This is a genomic window from Campylobacter sp. CNRCH_2015_0338h (assembly GCF_025772785.1).
Lineage (GTDB): Bacteria > Campylobacterota > Campylobacteria > Campylobacterales > Campylobacteraceae > Campylobacter_D.
Genome location: NZ_JAKMST010000008.1, coordinates 1 through 19,198 on the forward strand (window position 1 = coordinate 1; position 19,198 = coordinate 19,198).

The window sequence follows — 19,198 nt, forward strand, 5'->3', positions numbered from 1 at the left end:
GTAGGGAGCTTAAAGAGATGATAGTAGCAAAAGAGAGTTTGAATAAAGTGCTATTCCCCCACCCCATAAGGCAATTTTTAGATAAATTTTTATTCATTGAGAAGTCCTTTCAAAAAATAGTTAATGTGTTTGATGGTTTTATTGCTTGTTTTTAGTGAGTTAGTAATGATAATTACTAACAATTTATTAATATATTCGGAATGTTAATACTATGTTTATAAATTTAAGCTTAAAAATAATTTAAGATAAAAAATATCTTAAATTTGTAAATACCATAAAATAGGCTTGTGATATAAAAAATAATTTTTAAAAATTGTTATAATTTTATAATTATTATTTAAAAGGTATTATTGTGAATTTTTTATGGATTTTATTTCAAGAAAATAAACTCAAAATCATTCTTTTTTTACTTTTTAGTATTTTTACGAGTATATTAGGTGTGCTAACTTTAGTTTTCATCAATGAGTTTTTATTAAAAATTAGTCTTGAAAACTCAAATATCATTGTGTATTTTGTGCTTTTATTGCTTGTGTTTTTTGCGAGTTCTTCTTTTGTAGAAATTGCTCTAAGCTCGTTTGGACAAAGTTTTATTTTTAAAATGCAAAGAAGGGTTGTAAAGCAAATTTTAGATACAAGTGTTTTGAGTATTTTAAACACCACCAAGGCAAAGATTTTGGCTTCTTTAAATAATGATGTGCGTAGTATTTCTTTTGGGCTTTTAAGGCTTCCTGAATTTGTACAATCAAGTGTTTTGATTATTTGTGTAAGTGCTTATATAGCTTATCTTTCTTTAGAAATTTTCTTTTTGTGTTTAGCGTGGATAGTGTGTGTTTTTTTGGTGGATAATTTTTTGATGAGCAAGGTGTATTTTTATTTTAAAGATGCTAGAGAAAATGATGATGCTTTACAAAAAAATTATCAAAATATTTTACAAGGACATAAAGAATTAACCTTAAATCCTTTAAGAGCAAAGTATTATTATGAAAATGAGTTTGAAAAAAATGCTTTGAAAAAGAAAAAAAGCTCTACTATGGGAAATATCTTGCATATTTTATCTAACAATTGGAGCAATAGTGCTATGCTAGCTTTAGTAGGAGTAGAGTTTTATATAGCTTTAAATTATGAGCTTGCTAGTTTGCAAAGTGCTACAACTATAGCTTTGAGTATGCTTTTTTTAAGAGCGCCACTTGGAGCTATGATAGGAAGTTTTCCTACGCTTATGATGGCAAAAATCGCTTTAGATAAAATTTTAAATTTAAATTTAGAAAATTATTCTCGTGAGTTTAAACTCAGTCAAAATAAAAAAACTTGGCAAAAACTTTCTTTTAAAGATGTGTCTTTTGCATACAATGAAAAATTTGCCTTAAAGCCTGTAAATTTTGAGCTTAAAAAAGGCGAATGTGTATTTTTAATAGGTAAAAATGGTAGCGGTAAATCTACTTTTTCTATGATTTTAGCTGGACTTTTTACAGACTTTAAAGGAAATGTTTTTTTAGATAATGAGAAAATAACTTCGGAAAATATTTATGAGTATAGAAGCTTAATTAGTGCGATTTTTAGTGATTTTCATTTGTTTGAGCATGTTTTAGAAGATGAGAAATTTAGCAAAGAAGACTTAGCATATTGGCTTGAAATTTTAGAACTTAATGAAAAAGTAGAACTTGTTGGAAATACTTTTAGTACTATAAAGCTCTCAGCTGGACAAAAAAAGCGTCTTGCTATGCTTAATGCTTTGCTTGAAAAAAGGGATATTTTGATCTTAGATGAGTGGGCAGCTGATCAAGATCCTATGTTTAGAAAGTTTTTTTATACTAAACTTTTGCCACTTTTAAAACAAAAAGGCATTACTATATTTGCTATAACTCATGATGATGTATATTTTGATATGGCTGATAGAATTTTACTCGCACAAAATGGTCAAATTTGTGAATTAAAAGGCGATATAAAAGAACTAGCAAAAAATGCAGTAGAAAAATTCTAGGCTTTGAAATCAAAGCCTATGATTACTTAGTTTTTGCATAAATTTCTTTTTCAATGTCTATGTAAAATTTAGCAATAGCACCATAAGCTTCTTCCCAAGCTTTTAGTGTAGTTTCATCTGCATTTAGCACTACTTTAATAGCTTTTAAAAGACAAGCTCCAACTATAGGGTAATGCTCTTCTTTGACATTTAATTTTGTATGGGTGATAGCTACTTTATCAACAAAGCTTCTCATGTTTTCTAAATTTTCTACATTTTTTGCTGCCATTAAAATAGCCATTGCTAAAGCTTTTGGTTGCTCGCCTGAAGCTTGTTTTTCCATATTAAACATAGGTTTTACTTCAGGGTATTCTTCAAACATGATTTTATAAAATTCTTTAGTTAAAACTTCGCCATTTTTTTGTAAAATAGGCACACAATCTTTGATGATTTGAATTTGTTCTTGAGTCATTTTTTCTCCTTTGTATATTGTATTTTTGGTGATTATATAAAAATGAGAGAAAAAATATCTTGATTTATGTTAATTTTGTATCATTTTATTTTAAAATGATTATGTGTATCAATTTAAGTAAATATAAAGTGAATTATTAATATAATAATCCTTATCAATTTCAAAATTTAAATTAAGGAAATTTATAAAATGAAAGCAAAAGTAGTTTTACTATCTTTATTAGCTGCTATGAGTTTAAGCGCTCAAGAGCTTACGATTTATTCTCATCGTCATTATGATTCTGATAAAGGAATTTTCAAATTATTTCAAGAAAAAACAGGTATTAGTGTAAATGTGGTGCAAGCTAAAGCTAATGAGCTTGCTAAAAGATTAGAAGTTGAAGGTAAAAATTCAAAGGCAGATTTATTTATGACTGCTGATGCGGGAAATTTAGAACAAGTTCGCACAAATAATCTTTTTGTTTCAGTTAGCTCGCCTGAGCTAGAAAAACTTTCTCCAAAAGAGCTAAGAGGTAAAAACAACGAATGGTATGCTTTTACAACAAGAGCAAGAATCATCATCGCTTCTAAAGATAGAATTAAAGATGGAGAGATTAAAACTTATGAGGATTTAACTGATCCTAAATTTAAAGGTAAAGTTTTAGTAAGAAGTTCAAATAATGTTTATAATATTTCTTTATTAAGTGCAATGATTGATACTTTGGGTAAAGAAAAAGCAAAAGAATGGGCACAAGGTATAGCAAATAATCTTGCACGTACTCCAAAGGGTGGGGATCGTGATCAAATTCGTGCAATCTATGCAAAAGAAGGCGATGTAGCTATATCAAATAGTTATTATCTAGGACACTTGGCAAATTCAAAAAATCCTAAAGATGTTGAAGCTGCAAATTCAGTAAAAGTGATTTTTCCAAACCAAGATGGTAGAGGAACACATATTAATGTAAGTGGTATAGGTGTTTTAAAAACTTCTAAAAATAAAGAAGCTGCGGTTAAATTTATCGAGTTTATGCTTTCAAAAGAAGCACAAGAAATTTTAACAAACCAAAATTATGAGTATCCGGTAAATAAAGAAGTAAAACCTGCCAAAATTTTACAATCATGGGGTGAGTTTAAAATTGAAAAACCAAATTTTGAAGCTTACTGGGGTAATGCTAAAGAAGCTTTAATGATTTTTGATGAAGTTCAATGGAAATAATTAAGGAAAAATAAAATTTGAAATTTTTAAGTCTAAGGTGGTCTTTTGCCACCTTTTTTTTCTGTAGTTTAATCATACTGCCTATACTTGCTATCATCTTACACCTTCCTTTTATAGACATTAACACCTTAAAACATTTGAGTAAAAATGTCTTGCCACGATATATTTTTGGTAGTGCTTTTATATTGTTTGGTACTTTAGTATTGTGCTTGATTATAGGTTTAGTTAGTGCCTATTTGATAGCTTTTTATAAATTTTTTGGCTCGAAATTTTTTGAATGGTTTTTGATTTTACCTTTGGCTATACCTTCTTATGTGATGGGTTTTGTTTGGATTGATTTGTTTGAATTTCAAGGTTTAATACCTACTTTTTTAGGTGTTGATAGGCGTATAGATATCATGAATGCATATGGGGTGGTTGTGATTTTATCTTTTGCACTTTATCCTTATGTGTATTTTTTTGCTAAAAACACCTTTGCTTATGGACTTGGAAATATCATTTTAAGTGCTAAAACACTTAAGGCTTCTAATTTAAAAACATTTTTTAAAGTTATTTTGCCATTTTGCCGTGTAGGTATAGTGGGTGCTTTGCTGTTGGTGGCTATGGAGGTTTTGAGTGATTATGGCTTAGTGGCGTATTTTGGCGTAGATACTTTTAGTGCAGGAATTTTTAGAACATGGGGAAGTGGCGGTGATGAAGTGAGTGCTGTGGCTTTAAGCGTGGCTTTGCTTGTGTTTATCGCACTTTTAATGCTTTTAGAAAAAATTCAAAGAGGTAAAAAAGGCTTTAATCAAAATGTATTTTTACCTACTCCAAAAGATGAGTTAAAAGGCTTTAAGGCATTTTTAGCATTTTTATGGTGCTTTTTGGTGGCGTTTTTAGCCTTTGTCGTGCCTATTATATGGCTTGTTTATTGGGCTGGGTTTGATTTTATGCAAAATTTAAACAATGTCTTAACACCTGCATTTTATAGTCTTAGTGTGGCTTTGGTGAGTTCTTTTGCTATTGTGGGAGTGGCATTTTATTTGTGTTTTGTGGTGCGTTTAAATGATACAAAAGCTTCTAAAATCATCCTTTGGCTTACGACTTTGGGGTATTCTTTACCTGGAGCTGTGGTAGCTGTGGGAATTTTAGTGATTTTGGGTGTGTTAAATTATATTTTTGATCTTTTATCTTTTGAATATGCCATAGGTGGTGGATTTTTGGTGTTGTTTTTTGGGTATTTTGTGAGGTTTTTAGCTTCAGGGATTTTTGCAACTCAATCAGGCTATGAGCGAATTTCTAAAAATATAGACTATGCAAATTTAACCTTAAAATCAAAACCATTTAAAATTTTCACTCAAGTTCATTTTCCTTTGATGAAGCATTATTTAGCTTTAGCTGTGGTGATTATTTGTGTGGATATTTTAAAAGAATTGCCTATTTCGACTATACTTTCACCTTCAGGTTTTCAAACGCTTTCATCACTTGTATTTGCTTATAGTGAAAATGAATTAATTTATAATGTTTCTTTGCCATCTTTGATTATAGTGTTATTTGGGATTATCCCTACATTTTTAATGCATTATTTGCAAAATAAAAACAACCAAAAAGGACAATAATGGAAATCTTAAAAATTGACAATCTTTATAAATCTTTTGGAAAAACAGAAGTTTTAAAAGGAATTTCTTTGAGCTTAAGAGAAGGTGAGATTGTCAGTATTTTGGGAGAAAGTGGATGTGGTAAGAGTTCTTTGCTTGGTTGTATAGCAGGTTTTTTTGAAATCAATGATGGTAGTATTTATATAGGGGATAAACTAGTTGCTTCTAAGAGTGTATATTTAGCCCCACAAGAGCGTGATGTTGGAGTTTTGTTTCAAGACTATGCTTTGTTTCCACATTTAAATGTAGAAGAAAATATATGCTTTGGTATAAGCTCTTTAAATAAAAACGAGCAAAAACAAAGGCTTGATGAAGTTTTAGAAATTTTAAATTTAAATACACTTTTAAAGCGCTATCCAAATGAGCTAAGCGGTGGGCAAGCTCAAAGAGTAGCACTAGCAAGAACCATAGTTGCAAGGCCAAAAATCATACTTTTTGATGAACCTTTTTCAAATTTAAATCACACTTTAAGCGTTAAAATGCGCAAAGAAATCAAAAATATCTTAAAAGAGCATAAGCTTAGTGCTATTTTTGTCACACATGATAAAGACGATGCTTTTTATTTATCAGATAATATCGCTTTGATTAAGGATGGGAAAATTTTAGACTATGGAAGTGCCAAAGAGCTTTTTTATAAGCCTAAAAATATAGATAGCGCTTGCTTTTTGGGAGAAGCATTTTTTATAGATCCAAATACAATTTTAGATGAGAAATTTAAAGCATATTTGCAAAGTAAAAATGGCATTTTACGCCCTAATGATATACAAATTTCAACTTCACAAACTCCTTTAAAAGCTAGTGTTTTAGAATGCGTATTTTATGGGGATTTTTATGAGTTAAGCGTGAGTTTGGAAGAGCATATTTTTAGTATTTATCATCATAAAGAACTTAGTAAAAATGATGAAATTTATCTTAAGTTAAGTGAAACAAAAGAGTTTTAAATCATAAATTTAATAAAGTTTATATTAAATATCTTATAAAATATAAACTTTAAAGGTTTAAAATGATACTTACAAATAAACTTGGTATAAAAAATCAACTAGAATTAGCCAAAGAAGAAGAAAGAATAAGCAAACTAAAGGCAAAAGCTTTATTTGAAAGTGGTTTTTTAGATACATTAAAAGCAGGAAGTTTTGAAAGCTTAAGGGTAATTCATCAAAAATTATTTGAAGATATTTATGATTTTGCAGGAAAAATAAGAGAGGTAAATATTTCAAAAGGAAATTTTAGATTTGCTCCTGCTGTTTATTTACATGAAGCAATTAAAAAAATAGAACTCATGGAGCAATCTTGCTTTGAACAAATTGTAGAAAAATATGTAGAAATGAATGTAGCTCATCCTTTCAGAGAAGGAAATGGCAGAAGTATGAGAATTTGGCTTGATTTAATACTTAAAAAAGAGTTGAAAAAAGTGGTTGATTGGAGTTTAATTGATAAAGATGATTATATAATGGCTATGCAAAGAAGCCCTATTAAAGATGTAGAGATAAAAATTTTACTTCAAAATGCTTTGAGTGATGACATTCATAGTTTTAATATTTTTGCAAGAGGGATTGATGCAAGCTATTATTATGAAGGATATACACTCTATAAAACAAAAGAGCTTTTTTGATGATTTAAAGCTAGTTTTATAATTTTTATTAACATAAGCTTGTTAATCTCAAATTCTTCTTATTGTAAAAGATTATTTAATAATAAAACATTAAATCATAAAATAAAAATAAAATTTGCTAAAGATTATAAAATAAAGTAAAATCACAGCAAAAAAGGAGATAAATGATTAGTGTAGAATTAATAGAGCATATTTTTAAAGCTGCTTCTATATCAAGGTGGAATGATTATCCTAGAATGACAAATTTAGTCGAACTTGATAAACAAGCACATAAATTTATCATTGCTTATTTCATTGCTAAAATGGAAAAAGATGTCAATATGCGTTTTATCATAGAAGCAGGAATTTTTGAGTTTTTAAGCAGGGTAGTAGTGACTGATATACGCCCTGATGTGTATCATGAGATAACGCGCGCAAAAAATGAGCAGGTAAGCGCTTGGGTGTTAAGTAAAATCGCACCGATGATTCAAGATATTGAAAATGGTGAGTTTTTAAAACGTTATGAGCTTTTTTTACAAGGTAAAGATTATGCGAAAGAAAGGCTTATTTTAAAAGCTGCGTCGTATTTTGCGACAAGGTGGGAGTTTAATATAGTTTATCAAACTAGCTCGTTTTTAAGTGATATTGATGAGATTAAGGCTAAGGTTGAAGAAGAATTAGAAGATTATTATGAATTAATCGGTGCAAGAAAAATAGCTCTTAATCAAAAAATTTCTAAAATAATCGATCTAAGTGGACGCTTGCGTTTTCAAAAAAGATGGGCACAAACTCCAAGGATTCCAGAAACTGCAGTTTTAGGGCATATGCTTGTGGTAGCTATTTTGTCTTATTTTTATTCTTTAGAAGTAAAAGCATGCGATGGTAGAATAGAAAGCAATTTTTATTGCGCTTTGTTTCATGATTTGCCTGAAAGTTTAACTAGAGATATCATCTCTCCGGTAAAATATGGCATAGATGGTTTAAATGAAATCATCAATGAGTATGAAATGAAGCTTATTAATGAGAAAATTTTACCTTTTATACCACTATCTTTTAGAGAGGAATTTAGCTATATACTTGGTATTAGAGAAGGACAAAATGAAGAAAGTGCCTTTGTAAAAAATGAATTTGAAAATCGTATTTTTAATAACAAGCCAAGTGTTTATAGTGGTAGTTTAGATGCGGTTAATGAAGATCGTTTTAAGGCTATTGATGGAAAGGCTTTGAAATATTGTGATAAATTAGCAGCTTTTATAGAAGCAGCTTTGTCAATTAGCTATGGAGTAAAGTCTAAAGAGCTTGAAAGCGGTTTTGTGGGAATATATGAATATTTTAAAACAAATCCGACTATTAATGGGATAAATTTCTTTAGAATTTGTGAGGATATTAAAGGGTATTTTAAACTTTAAAACCCTCTCCCAGATGACTGCGGCACACACTAAGTCTAAGTGCTCTGCTGTGTTCCCACCCTGAAGCGGTGCTTAAAAATAGCATTGCACAGGTCTAAGAGAAGGCAGTTGAAATAATACCTTAAAATATCTTAAAAAACATTGAGGTGAAGTATGTTGAGTATATTTGCAAACTTTTTATCTAAATTTAGAGAATTTTTTGTTCCTAGTCATCTGTCTTTAGAATTTAGAGCAAAATCTTTTGCTGCTATTATTGTGGCAAATAAGACTATAAAAGTAGAAATTTGGCAAGTTTTGGCTGATATTGCAAGTGAAGTTTATCCAGATGATAAAAGCAGACAAGCAATTTTAGTGCAAACTTCTAAAGAATATGTAGATAGAGTTTTAAAAAATGAGCTTAGTTTAGATGCTTTGCTTAAAAATATTGCTTCACTTTTAAAGAAAAATCCAAGATATGCAAAAAAGATTAATTTTCATAGACTTGAGCGTTTGATGGATAAAAATGAAGAAGAATCTTTAGCGCAACTTAGGGTGTATGAATTTTTTGAGCAAGAAATAAAATATATTTTAGAAAAAAATTCAAAAGAACCATCATGAAAGGCTAAAATTAGCGTTTCATGTTGATTGCTTTTTGTATCATTTGATCAGCTGTTGTGATACTTTTACTACTTGAATCATAAGCTTTTTGCAAAGTGATTAAGTTTGTAAATGCTACGGATAAATCTACATTTGATTGCTCTAAATAAGAGCCTTTAAAGGTTGCTGTGCTGAAATTTCCATTATCATCAAGCAAAAAGGTTGGATTACCGCTATTTCCTGTTTGTCCATAAAGATTTTCTCCTAGCTTTTCCAAACCTTGTTCATTGGTAAAATTAAACAAAGCAAGTTTTGCCATAGCTATTTGATCACCATTAGTAAAAGTGGCGATGATAGTACCATCTGTGTTGATAGAATAATTATTTAAAAACCCTTCACCTTTGCCATCTGTTTGTGTGTGTACTGAAGGCTGTTTATTTTTTAAAGCATGAAGTCCATCATAACCCGAATTTGGTATATTTGGATCATAATAAGAACCAAGGTTTATATTGACTTTTGTTCCGTTATTATCAACTGAGTTTAGAGTGCTAGATACCAAAGCTCCAGCTTCATTAAAGGTGATTAAACCTTCGGTAGTTCCGCCTATTTTATTGCCATCATTATCATATACTTGAGCAACGGCTTTGTACTCTAAATCTGTGCCATTTTGCGGTAAAACTCTATCTAATTTAACCTTAACCCAACTAGTAGAACCATCAGGATTAATTAATTTTGCAGAAAGTTCTGTGCTATCAGCTACTTCTTTTTCTACACTTAAATGAGATGATTCTAACTTAGCTGTTTCTAAATCTACTTTATCTAGTTTTTGATTGTCAATACTAAAAGCCAAATTCTCATCTAAAGTAGCTTGTAATGTTTGACTAGCACCTTTTTCATCAGTAATTTTAAAATATATAGTATCACCAGGCTTTAAACCAAAAATTTGCTCATCTTTTACACTACCTGCAATTTTTACACTACCATCTTCATTTTTACTAAATTCAAATTTAGAAGCATCTACATCTACATTCACTGCTTCTGTTTTAGTGCTTGTGTCTAAATTTCCACTCCAAGTGATATTTTGTGTTGGTTGAGGCGGTAAATAAAGATTTTTAGGCACAGAAATAGGCCCTTGGGTATTAACTCCACCTATTTGGAAATTTTCTCCAGGTGTTCCACTCCAAGCTGTGGTAACTTTTTGTCCCATAGCTTGACCAAACATATTAGAAACCCTATCGCTTAGCTGAATTTCTTTTAATGATGGATTCATAGTTCCAAGCACATAATTACCATTTGAATCTACTAAAAATCCATTTGCATCAGGTTTAAAAGCACCATTTCTAGTATAATAAACTCCATTGGCATTACTTACACCAAAAAAGCCCTTTCCAGCAATAGCCACATCAAATTCGTTATCAGTAGAAACTAGTGGCCCTTGTTCAAAAACATCATTTGTAGCTCCTGCTACACTACCATAACCAGTTTGACCTTTGTTGTATGATTGGGTTGTAACGGTGCTGTAAAATACATCTTTGAATGCTACATCAGAGTATTTAAAACCAACTGTATTGACATTGCTTATATTGTGAGCAGTATTGTCTATACCATAACTTTGGGATTTTACTCCATTTACTCCATTGTAAAATGCTGTAAACATGATTTTATCCTGTAATTTCTTTAATGTCTTCCCATTTAACCCAGCTACCGCCCATACCAACTAGAGCTTCGCCATCTTCAAATCTTACACCAGTGATAGGATAAGCACCATAAGTTGAGTTAACTGTTGTTCCATCTTCACCTATATAATTTGCTCTTACATAGTATTTACCAGATGGCACAGGATTTCCACTATCATCTGTTCTATCCCAAACAATTTGTTTCATACCTGCGGTCATATCTTTAACTTTCATTGTTCTTACAGGATCACCTGCTTCGTTATAAATAGTAAATGTTACAGGTTCGCTATCTGATTTATAAGCTGAATCAATCTTAGCTGTTTTGATATCAACGCTTGGAGTATGTCCTATGATTTTAAAGGTTTGATCCTCACCAACTACTGCTTTAACAGTTTCTTCTTGGCCTTTATCATCAACTAATTTTACATATACAGTTTCCCCAGGCCCTGCTATTTCTTTATCTACCTTACCTGTAATGTCTAGCTTATCTTCACCATTTTTCTTAAGTTCAAAACCTTCAGTGTCAATATCAGTCTTTTTACCTTTTTGTGGTTCTTTTGGTAAATACATATTAATTTGAAATTGTATATCATCATCTGCTACCACAAGATAATCATCTTTAACTGTTGCAAGTTTTCCAACCGCAGCTAATGCACTCATACCGGTACTTGCTGCAATAGAGTTTTGTAGTTTTGCCATCGCATCAACTAGTTGAGTCATGGTTTTATTGGTGTTATCTTGCATTTCAAGTGCTGAAAGTTGTGCTGTTTGAGTAAGCATTTTTTCAGTATCCATAGGATCGGTTGGATCTTGGTGTTGAAGTTCTATCAAAAGAAGCTTTAAAAATGCATCCTTGTCAAGTTCTGCTCCAGGGTTATAAATCAACCCACTATCGCCTTCTCCAGCTCTAGCATTTCCTTTTGCATTTGGCATATCTTTAGTATTAAGTGTTGCTAAAGGACCTTGAAGAGTTTGTGTATTTATATTTGACATAAAAATCCTTTTTTATATATATTTTTAAAGCTTAAAGCAAAAAATATTCCATTTAAAAATATTTTGCTAAAACCATTTCTAAGCTTGGTTTTTCTTGAATTTCTTTTTCGAAATTCACCTTATCTTCTTTATTATTGTTATTTTTTTGTTTTTGTTGATTATTTTGTTCTTTTCTTTCTTGATTATTAAAATTCATTTCTAAATTTGTAAAGCCCATGTTTACAAGAGCATTTTTAAACTCAGCTTGATGTTGTATGAAAAGATTTAAGGTATTTTGATTAGAATTAAAGCTGATGTTTAGGTTAGATCCTCTTTGGACTAAAGTTACTTCTACTTCCCCGAGATTGTGCGGGTTTAAAGTTATACTAAAGCGAGTTATAGGTGCTTTATAACTTTCTAGTTTGTCTTTAAATTCTTGGGCAAAATCATTGAAAGTTTCTTTCATAGGAATATTTTGATTTTTCACAAAATTATTGGAAACTCTATTCATTTCTTTCACGTAAGAATTTAAATTTTCTTCATTATGATCACTATCATCCTTTGTAAGTTCTTTGGTGGTTTTGAAAATATCGTTAAAAACATCTGTATTTTTAGTATTTTTTTCTGTTTTTAATTGTTTTTCTTGAGTATTTAATAAATTCTCTAAATTAATTTTTAAATCTTGATTTTGTAAATTTTGAGTATTTTTTGTATTTGTTAATTCAGCTTTTAAGTCCTTTGAATTTTCTAAAACAGAACTTATTTTTTTAATAAAACTATCTTCACTGGTAGTTAATTTTTCATTTTTTAATATTTCTTTAAAATCTATTTTTTCTTTATCTTTAATTTCTTTTTTTAAGTTTGAATTTTGAGTTAGATTAATGAGTTCAATATCATTTAATTTATCATTTTTATTAATATTTTTTATATTTTTTGTTTCTTTGTTATCTTGAATTTTTTCTATAAATTTTTCTTTGAAATCTATATTTTGAATATTTTCTTTTACTTTTACATCTTTTTTTGGAAGCTCTATGTTTTTTAAAGCAGAAGAAAGTAAAGAAACACCTTCGTTTTCTTTGCTTTTTATATTTTTATTTGTATTTGGTTCTTCTTTTAAAAGTTTGGTGATTTTTTGATTGATTAAATCTTGAAAAACATTAGTATTGTTTTGTTTTGCATTTTCAAAAAAACCTTTTTTATCAAGATTTGGAAAAGCTTCTTTTAAATCTTTGATTTGTTCAAATTTTATATTTTTTATATTTAATCCAAGTTCTTTTGATATATTAAAAAGCTCATTGATATTTTTTATATTTTTTAACTTGTGCAGGTTTTTTTCAAGAGCTAAAATAGCAGTATTATCTTGGACAAGTTTGTTTAATTTTATATCCTTGCTATCACTTTGTAAAACTTCTAGTAAAGAAAGAATTTGCATAAAATTTGCACCTTCAAAAAGCTTTAAAGCATCCTTTTCGTCTAATTGAACTTTATCGTCAATGGTTTCTTTTAAGCTTTCGTTTTTATTTTCTTTTTGTGGTGCTTTAAAGTCTTTTGGTAAACTTCCATCTTTTTCATCTATAGCTTGCAATAGTGAATTTAAAAATTTTTCTCCATCACTATTTGAATTAGCACTTTCTTTGCTAGGATTTTCATTTTGTGGAGCGATGCTTAGTAAGTTTAAAGCATCGCTAGCTTGGATATTTGACATTAATTAACCTACTAAAAAATTATTTTTTGCTAAATTTGGAAATAAATTTTGCAATTGCGCTGCACAATCAAGTTTTAAATTTTCATGAGAAAGATTAAAGTTTTTAAATATTACTAGTAATTCTTCTATATTTTTAGCATTTAAAACTGCATTTTCATTATGAGCATCATCCAAAATTTCACTTACTTTACTTGAAAGTTTTGCATAGTTTAGTTCTTTTTCTTCATTTGAATTTACAACTTCTAAATAATTTAAAAGTTCCATAAAATGCTTACTATTTAAAACTGAAGTTCCTTGTTTTTCTAAGTTAGCGTTAAAGATTTGAGTTCCTAGATTTGACATATTTTTCTCCTTAAAAATAATTCTTACCCAAACAAAAGCAACAAGTGTTCCAATTTAGCAATCTTAATTTTTAAGCAATTTTTTTATATAATATTAGATTTTAAATTTAAGACTTTGGAGAAAAATTTGGACAATATTAGAAATATAGCTGTTATAGCTCACGTTGACCATGGAAAAACAACAATGGTAGATGAGCTTTTAAAACAATCAGGAACCTTTAGTGAACGCGAGCAAATAGCAGAGCGTGTGATGGATAGTAATGATATAGAAAAAGAAAGAGGTATTACTATACTTTCTAAAAATACTGCTATTAATTATAAAGGCACTAAAATAAACATCATAGACACTCCAGGCCATGCTGATTTTGGTGGTGAAGTTGAGCGTGTATTAAAAATGGTTGATGGGGTTTTGCTTTTAGTTGATGCGCAAGAAGGGGTTATGCCTCAAACTAAATTTGTGGTAAAAAAGGCTTTATCTTTAGGGCTTAAACCTATCGTTGTTATCAATAAAATCGACAAACCAGCTGCTGATCCTGAAAGAGTAATTAATGAAATTTTTGATCTTTTTGTGGCTTTAGAAGCAAATGATGAACAACTTGATTTTGCTGTAGTTTATGCAGCTGCTAAAAATGGTTATGCAAAGCTTGCACTTGAAGATGAAAGCACTAATATGGAGCCATTGTTTAAGACTATACTTGAGCGCGTACCTGCTCCAAGCGGTAGCGATGAAAACCCTTTACAGCTTCAAGTTTTTACTCTAGGTTATGATAATTTCGTTGGTAAAATAGGCATTGCAAGAATTTTTAATGGTAAAGTAAAGAAAAATCAAAATGTAATGCTTGCTAAGGCAGATGGTTCTAAAATCAATGGAAGAATTTCAAAACTTATTGGTTTTATGGGTCTAGAAAAAATGGACATCGAGGAAGCAGGGACAGGCGATATTGTAGCGATTGCAGGTTTTGAAGCTTTAGATGTGGGAGATAGTGTGGTAGATCCAAACAATCCTATGCCGCTTGATCCTTTACATATAGAAGAACCAACTTTAAGCATAGTATTTTCGGTAAATGATGGTCCTTTAGCAGGTACTGAAGGCAAGCATGTAACTTCAAATAAAATCGCAGAACGTCTAGAAGCTGAGATGAAAACTAATATTGCTATGAAATATGAAAGCACAGGTGAGGGTAAATTTAAAGTAAGCGGAAGAGGTGAACTGCAAATAACTATCTTGGCTGAAAATATGCGTAGAGAAGGTTTTGAGTTTTGTATGGGAAGACCTGAAGTTATCGTTAAGGTAGAAGATGGAGTTAAAACAGAACCATTTGAGCATTTAGTGATTGATGTGCCTGATGATTTTACTGGGGTTGTGATTGAAAAATTAGGTAAAAGAAAAGCTGAAATGAAAACTATGACACCAACTGGAGATGGTCAAACAAGACTTGAGTTCGAAATTCCTGCGCGTGGGCTTATAGGATTTAGATCACAATTTTTAACAGATACTAAAGGCGAGGGTGTGATGAATCATAGCTTTTTAGAGTTTCGTCCATTTAGCGGAGCAGTTGAAAAAAGAAATAATGGTGCGTTAATTTCTATGGAAAATGGTGTTGCACTAGGATATTCTTTATTTAATTTACAAGATAGAGGGGTATTATTTATTGATCCTCAAACAAAAGTATATACAGGTATGATTATAGGCGAGCATTCACGTCCAAATGATTTAGACGTTAATCCTATTAAAGGTAAAAATTTAACGAATGTTAGAGCAAGTGGAAGTGATGATGCGATTAAGCTTGTACCACCTAGAAAATTAAGCCTTGAAAGAGCGTTAGAATGGATAGAAGAAGATGAGCTTGTAGAGGTTACTCCACAAAATATTAGAGTTAGAAAAAGATATCTTGATCCTACTCAAAGAAAAAGAATGGAAAAGGCTAAGTCTTAATGGATTTTGAAGCCATAAGGCAAGCTTTAAATAAAAGACTCAAAGCTTTGCAAATTTTAGCATTTGCTGAAGCTTTGGTTATATTTTTTCTTGCTTTTCAATTTAGCAAAGATGTGATTATAGCTTTGTTTTTTGCTGTTTTAGCAGGAGTTTTGTTTTTTAGAATTTTAGGAAGAAAGCTTATGTGGGGACGCAATGAGCTTGTATTTAAAATGTGTGAAGAATTTTTAAAGCAAAACAATGCTAAATTTGATAAGCAAGGCTTTTATCAGAAAGATTTTGAAAAAATTGCTTTTGATTTTTCTTTAAAAACTTATCATTCTCAAAATTCTTTTATTTTTGATGATTTTATTCTTTATGATGTGAAATTTAAAGATGAATTTGGGAATTTCTTTTGTGGAGTTTTGCTTTATAGTAAGAAATTAAAAGAAGATATCAACTCAAATGAAAGTATTTTTGAAAAAGTAAAGGATAAAGAATTTTCCACACAAAGAGTTTTGAAAAAAGATGATTATTTGCTCATAGCTAGTTTGAAAAATCCTTTTTTTGCTGATTTAAAAATTTCAAGTGAGTTAAATTTTAAACTTTTTAGAGCTAATTTAGAAAAAATTCAAGCTTTTATGCATGATTAAGTTTAGCTTACTTAATCATTTTGTTCTAAATTATTAATTTCTTGTATTTTTAAATTCTCATTTTTTCCTATTAAATTTTGTATGGTTTGGATTTGCTCTTTAGAGGCATAACTTATATCTTTTAAAACTATCCAAGTGATTTTTTGATTACAAGGCTTGTTGAGTTTATTTTTAAAGATATAAAAAGATTGAAGGTCATTTGGCAATAACTCATTAGCACTTAAGCCTTGAACATAAAGTTTATCGCCTTCTTTTTTAGGAAAAGCACGGATGATTTTTTTAATAAAAGGATTTTCCGCGCCTTCTTGTAAAAACAGTACAACTACTGCTATATCGCCTTTTTGACTTACGTGACTAAAATGAATTTCTAAAGGATATGATTTTTTATTAATAGAAATTTTTGATGGACTATGGAAGTGAAAATGAGATAAATTATAGGCTGTATTATCTAGCATGATATGGCTTCCATTGCTTGCAAAATGCATTTTTATGGTATAACCATCATTTATTAAGCCAAAAGAATCGTTTGAATAGTTAAATTCTAAAGAATGATTTTTGCTTGTAGCTTTTTTGCTGTTTATATTAATAAAATATTGTTTAACCCACTTTCACAATAAATCCAGTTTTTATCTAAATTTTTCCATTTTTCTTTGTCTATAAAATTTCCGTGTGAGGCATTTTGAGGCATTTGCTCATAGGCAAAAAGCATGCTAGTGGTAAATAAACCAAAAAAGTATTTTTTTAAACTCATAATATTCCTTTTTAATATAATTATAAAAAAATATCCCCTATAAAAAGCTTATGTTTAAAAATAATTATATTAAAATTAAATATTTACCTAAAATTAGTAGGATTATTCTTTACCATCTTTGATGGGTACAAAAAGACATTCATCTAAAACTTCTTTACTAATCTCGCCATCTTTTTTTGTAAATTTAGTGATAAATTGTTGATTTCCTATGAGTAAAGGAGCTACTAAAATTCCATTGTTTTCAAGTTGATCAAACAATACATTTGGAATATGCTCTATATAAGCTGAGAGTAAAATTCTATCATAAGGTGCATAATTTTTCCAACCATTTTGTCCATCATCAAATTTTACATGGATATTAGCATAGTTTAGTTTTTTAAATTTTTCTATAGCGCTAATTGCAAGTTTTTCAATGCGCTCTATGGTAAAAACTCTTCTAATGAGTTTGCTTAAAATCGCAGCTTGATACCCGCTACCACAACCTATTTCTAAAACACTATCAGCATCTTTAAAATCAAGTGCCATAGTCATTTTAGCTACGGTTAAAGGCGAGCTTATCCATTGATTACCCATTAAAGGAAGTGCATCAAGTCTATAAGCATGCATTTTTAAAGGTGAAAAAATTTCTCTTGGAGTGGAACAAAAAGCTTCAAATAATTCTTCATTGATGAAAGTATTTTTGCGAATTTCTTCTGCCATAGTTTGACATTGTTTTTGTTCAAATATATGAATCAATAAGCACCCCTTGATAAAAAGTGTTATTTTATCTTAAATTTTATTTATCTAGCTTTAAAATCCTTAAGGCGTAAAAACGCCTTAAGATTAATCAAGTGTATAAAGGATGTTCGATCCATCTTGATAAGATAAGATGTGCATTTTGCCATCTTTAAAGAATAAACTTCTTGCATTAGTTATATTTTCTGGATAAGAAATAGTTTTTACAACTTCTTCTTTGTCTAGATCAATTACAGCAATAACATTATGCTTTTTGCTTAATGCATAAATTTTACCATCTTTAAATGCCATTGAAGTTACATAAAGATCACCTAGTGTTTTCCCTTCCTTTAGATCAGCTTTAGGAGTAAATTCAGCTGAAAGAACTCTATCTGCTAAAGAAATTTTAGAAATTACAAAAGTTTTAGCGTCTTTATTGTTTGGAACAGTTGCTGTATACATATATTTTCCATCGGTAGTTGTGCTTAAGATGTGATGGAATTTAGCTCTAACTGTATCAATTCTACCACGACCAAGATCTTTGCCTTGACCTTCGAAATTATTTGCCCCTTTCATAAAATCAGCATATTGTAAAGCCTCATTTGCATTAGGATTTTGAGCAAATCTTAAGAAAGTTTTATTAGAACCCATTAAGATGTATTTATTGTCTAGATAAGGGATAATTCCTACGATAGGGTTGATTGTAGCTGAAAAATATGGATCTAAAACAAAATCAACTTTAGTGCTAAAATTATTATCTAGGAAAAATACTTCCCATTTTGAACTTGCAACATATTCTCCATTGATATAATCAAGTGTATTGATAGCTTTAGGAAAATCAATTTTTGTTTTATTTGTTATTTTTAGATTTTCATCAATACTTGCAAATGGAGCATTGCTAATATTATTATCAAATTGAATACCTAGTTTTTCACTAGCAGGCGCAAAAGCAAAGTCAGGTTCTTTAACATCGCGTTTTCCTAAGAAAGAAATGCTTTTCCAGCTTTTGCTCCAACCTGAATCATCCCAAATGATGTATTTTGGATTTAAACTAAAACGAACCGGATCGCCTTGTCCGCTATATGGAACAGGACCAGTGCTTACAAAAGCTTGGAATATATTTGAAGCTACGATAAAAGCAACAATAACCATAGCAGCTAGATTAAATTTAGTTAATTTTCTAAAGCTAGATCCTTCCATTTCTTTTTCAAAAGAACCAAATTTTGGAGCAAAGGCAAAAATAACACCAAGTAGTAAAACTACAGCCCAAAATACCACTTCAGCCCAAAAATAAGTATGTAAACCAAAAATAGGTAAACCAAAACCTTGATCAAGATCACGGTGTGCATGGCCGCTTATATGATTAAATGATTGCCATAAACCAAAAGCTGTTGCGATTAAAAGGAAAGCTAAAAATTTACCTTTCATACCATAACGTACAACAAATAAAGCCGCTACGCCGATGAAAATCATTGATTCTCTTTGACCCCAGCAAGAAGTACAAGGGCTATCACCTAGCATATAGCCAAAGATTAAATTCGCAATTCCAACAGGCAATAAAATAACCAAAAAGCCTGCTAAGCACATTAAAAAGTAAAAGAATTTAGTTTTGTTAATATCACACATATT

General features: G+C 30.0%; 18 protein-coding genes and 1 other RNA gene. 9 read left to right on the forward strand and 10 right to left on the reverse strand.

Annotation, left to right across the window (positions count from 1 at the left end):
- The first annotated feature begins 352 nt into the window (after positions 1 to 352).
- Complete coding sequence (locus L8X30_RS06495; protein ID WP_263679550.1) at positions 353 to 1,981, forward strand: multidrug ABC transporter permease/ATP-binding protein; 1,629 nt, start codon at positions 353 to 355, stop codon at positions 1,979 to 1,981.
- Between the two features lie 22 nt (positions 1,982 to 2,003).
- Here the strand turns inward: L8X30_RS06495 and cgb are convergent, their stop codons facing one another.
- Positions 2,004 to 2,432, reverse strand: coding sequence for a single-domain globin Cgb (gene cgb / locus L8X30_RS06500; protein WP_263679551.1), 429 nt, complete (start codon positions 2,430 to 2,432; stop codon positions 2,004 to 2,006).
- Positions 2,433 to 2,621: 189 nt separating this feature from the next.
- On the opposite strand from cgb, the gene L8X30_RS06505 reads away from it, so the two are divergent.
- The 5 genes from L8X30_RS06505 to L8X30_RS06525 all read left to right on the forward strand — a co-directional run bounded on the left by L8X30_RS06505 (position 2,622) and on the right by L8X30_RS06525 (position 8,266).
- The gene (locus L8X30_RS06505; protein WP_220517292.1) at positions 2,622 to 3,626 is read left to right on the forward strand and encodes an extracellular solute-binding protein; all 1,005 of its coding nucleotides are present in this window, start codon (positions 2,622 to 2,624) and stop codon (positions 3,624 to 3,626) included.
- A gap of 17 nt (positions 3,627 to 3,643) precedes the next feature.
- Complete coding sequence (locus L8X30_RS06510) at positions 3,644 to 5,227, forward strand: ABC transporter permease (protein ID WP_263679552.1); 1,584 nt, start codon at positions 3,644 to 3,646, stop codon at positions 5,225 to 5,227.
- On the forward strand, positions 5,227 to 6,207 hold the full coding sequence (locus tag L8X30_RS06515; RefSeq protein ID WP_263679553.1) for an ABC transporter ATP-binding protein: 981 nt from the start codon (positions 5,227 to 5,229) through the stop codon (positions 6,205 to 6,207). The genes L8X30_RS06510 and L8X30_RS06515 overlap by 1 nt, the downstream gene beginning before the upstream one ends.
- A 62-nt stretch (positions 6,208 to 6,269) precedes the next feature.
- Entirely contained in the window at positions 6,270 to 6,878 is a 609-nt protein-coding gene (fic, locus tag L8X30_RS06520; protein ID WP_263679554.1) for a protein adenylyltransferase Fic, read from the forward strand.
- Positions 6,879 to 7,042: 164 nt separating this feature from the next.
- Entirely contained in the window at positions 7,043 to 8,266 is a 1,224-nt protein-coding gene (locus tag L8X30_RS06525) for an HD domain-containing protein (protein WP_263679555.1), read from the forward strand.
- 3 nt (positions 8,267 to 8,269) lie between these two features.
- Here the strand turns inward: L8X30_RS06525 and ffs are convergent.
- Positions 8,270 to 8,367: signal recognition particle sRNA small type (gene ffs / locus L8X30_RS06530), an RNA gene on the reverse strand.
- Positions 8,368 to 8,419: 52 nt separating this feature from the next.
- Here ffs and L8X30_RS06535 point away from each other — a divergent pair.
- Entirely contained in the window at positions 8,420 to 8,863 is a 444-nt protein-coding gene (locus L8X30_RS06535) for a hypothetical protein (RefSeq protein WP_263679556.1), read from the forward strand.
- Between the two features lie 10 nt (positions 8,864 to 8,873).
- Here L8X30_RS06535 and L8X30_RS06540 read toward each other — a convergent pair whose 3' ends face one another.
- Genes L8X30_RS06540 through L8X30_RS06560 form a run of 4 tightly spaced genes read right to left on the reverse strand, consistent with a single transcriptional unit; the run spans position 8,874 to position 13,537 of the window.
- Positions 8,874 to 10,499 (reverse strand): flagellar hook protein FlgE, encoded by a 1,626-nt coding sequence (locus L8X30_RS06540; RefSeq protein WP_263679557.1) that lies wholly within the window; start codon positions 10,497 to 10,499, stop codon positions 8,874 to 8,876.
- A 4-nt stretch (positions 10,500 to 10,503) separates the two neighbouring features.
- Entirely contained in the window at positions 10,504 to 11,511 is a 1,008-nt protein-coding gene (locus L8X30_RS07965) for a flagellar hook capping FlgD N-terminal domain-containing protein (RefSeq protein ID WP_412175003.1), read from the reverse strand.
- A 52-nt stretch (positions 11,512 to 11,563) separates the two neighbouring features.
- Positions 11,564 to 13,195, reverse strand: a complete 1,632-nt coding sequence (locus tag L8X30_RS06555) for a flagellar hook-length control protein FliK (protein ID WP_263679558.1) — start codon at positions 13,193 to 13,195, stop codon at positions 11,564 to 11,566.
- 3 nt (positions 13,196 to 13,198) lie between these two features.
- Entirely contained in the window at positions 13,199 to 13,537 is a 339-nt protein-coding gene (locus L8X30_RS06560) for a hypothetical protein (RefSeq protein WP_257404661.1), read from the reverse strand.
- 126 nt (positions 13,538 to 13,663) lie between these two features.
- On the opposite strand from L8X30_RS06560, the gene typA reads away from it, so the two are divergent.
- Together typA and L8X30_RS06570 are read left to right on the forward strand one after the other, a co-directional pair.
- Positions 13,664 to 15,472 (forward strand): translational GTPase TypA, encoded by a 1,809-nt coding sequence (gene typA / locus L8X30_RS06565; protein WP_039629177.1) that lies wholly within the window; start codon positions 13,664 to 13,666, stop codon positions 15,470 to 15,472.
- Positions 15,472 to 16,104, forward strand: coding sequence for a poly(A) polymerase (locus L8X30_RS06570; protein ID WP_263679559.1), 633 nt, complete (start codon positions 15,472 to 15,474; stop codon positions 16,102 to 16,104). Before typA ends, L8X30_RS06570 begins: the two co-directional genes overlap by 1 nt.
- Before the next feature lie 11 nt (positions 16,105 to 16,115).
- On the opposite strand, the gene L8X30_RS06575 is transcribed toward L8X30_RS06570, so the two are convergent.
- The 4 genes from L8X30_RS06575 to L8X30_RS06590 all read right to left on the reverse strand — a co-directional run bounded on the left by L8X30_RS06575 (position 16,116) and on the right by L8X30_RS06590 (position 19,195).
- Positions 16,116 to 16,691 (reverse strand): carbonic anhydrase family protein, encoded by a 576-nt coding sequence (locus L8X30_RS06575; protein WP_318529751.1) that lies wholly within the window; start codon positions 16,689 to 16,691, stop codon positions 16,116 to 16,118.
- Positions 16,682 to 16,855, reverse strand: coding sequence for a hypothetical protein (locus L8X30_RS06580; RefSeq protein WP_263679560.1), 174 nt, complete (start codon positions 16,853 to 16,855; stop codon positions 16,682 to 16,684). Before L8X30_RS06580 ends, L8X30_RS06575 begins: the two co-directional genes overlap by 10 nt.
- Before the next feature lie 102 nt (positions 16,856 to 16,957).
- Positions 16,958 to 17,587 (reverse strand): protein-L-isoaspartate(D-aspartate) O-methyltransferase, encoded by a 630-nt coding sequence (locus tag L8X30_RS06585; RefSeq protein WP_263664091.1) that lies wholly within the window; start codon positions 17,585 to 17,587, stop codon positions 16,958 to 16,960.
- A 90-nt stretch (positions 17,588 to 17,677) separates the two neighbouring features.
- On the reverse strand, positions 17,678 to 19,195 hold the full coding sequence (locus L8X30_RS06590; RefSeq protein WP_263679561.1) for a disulfide bond formation protein B: 1,518 nt from the start codon (positions 19,193 to 19,195) through the stop codon (positions 17,678 to 17,680).
- Positions 19,196 to 19,198 lie beyond the last annotated feature (3 nt).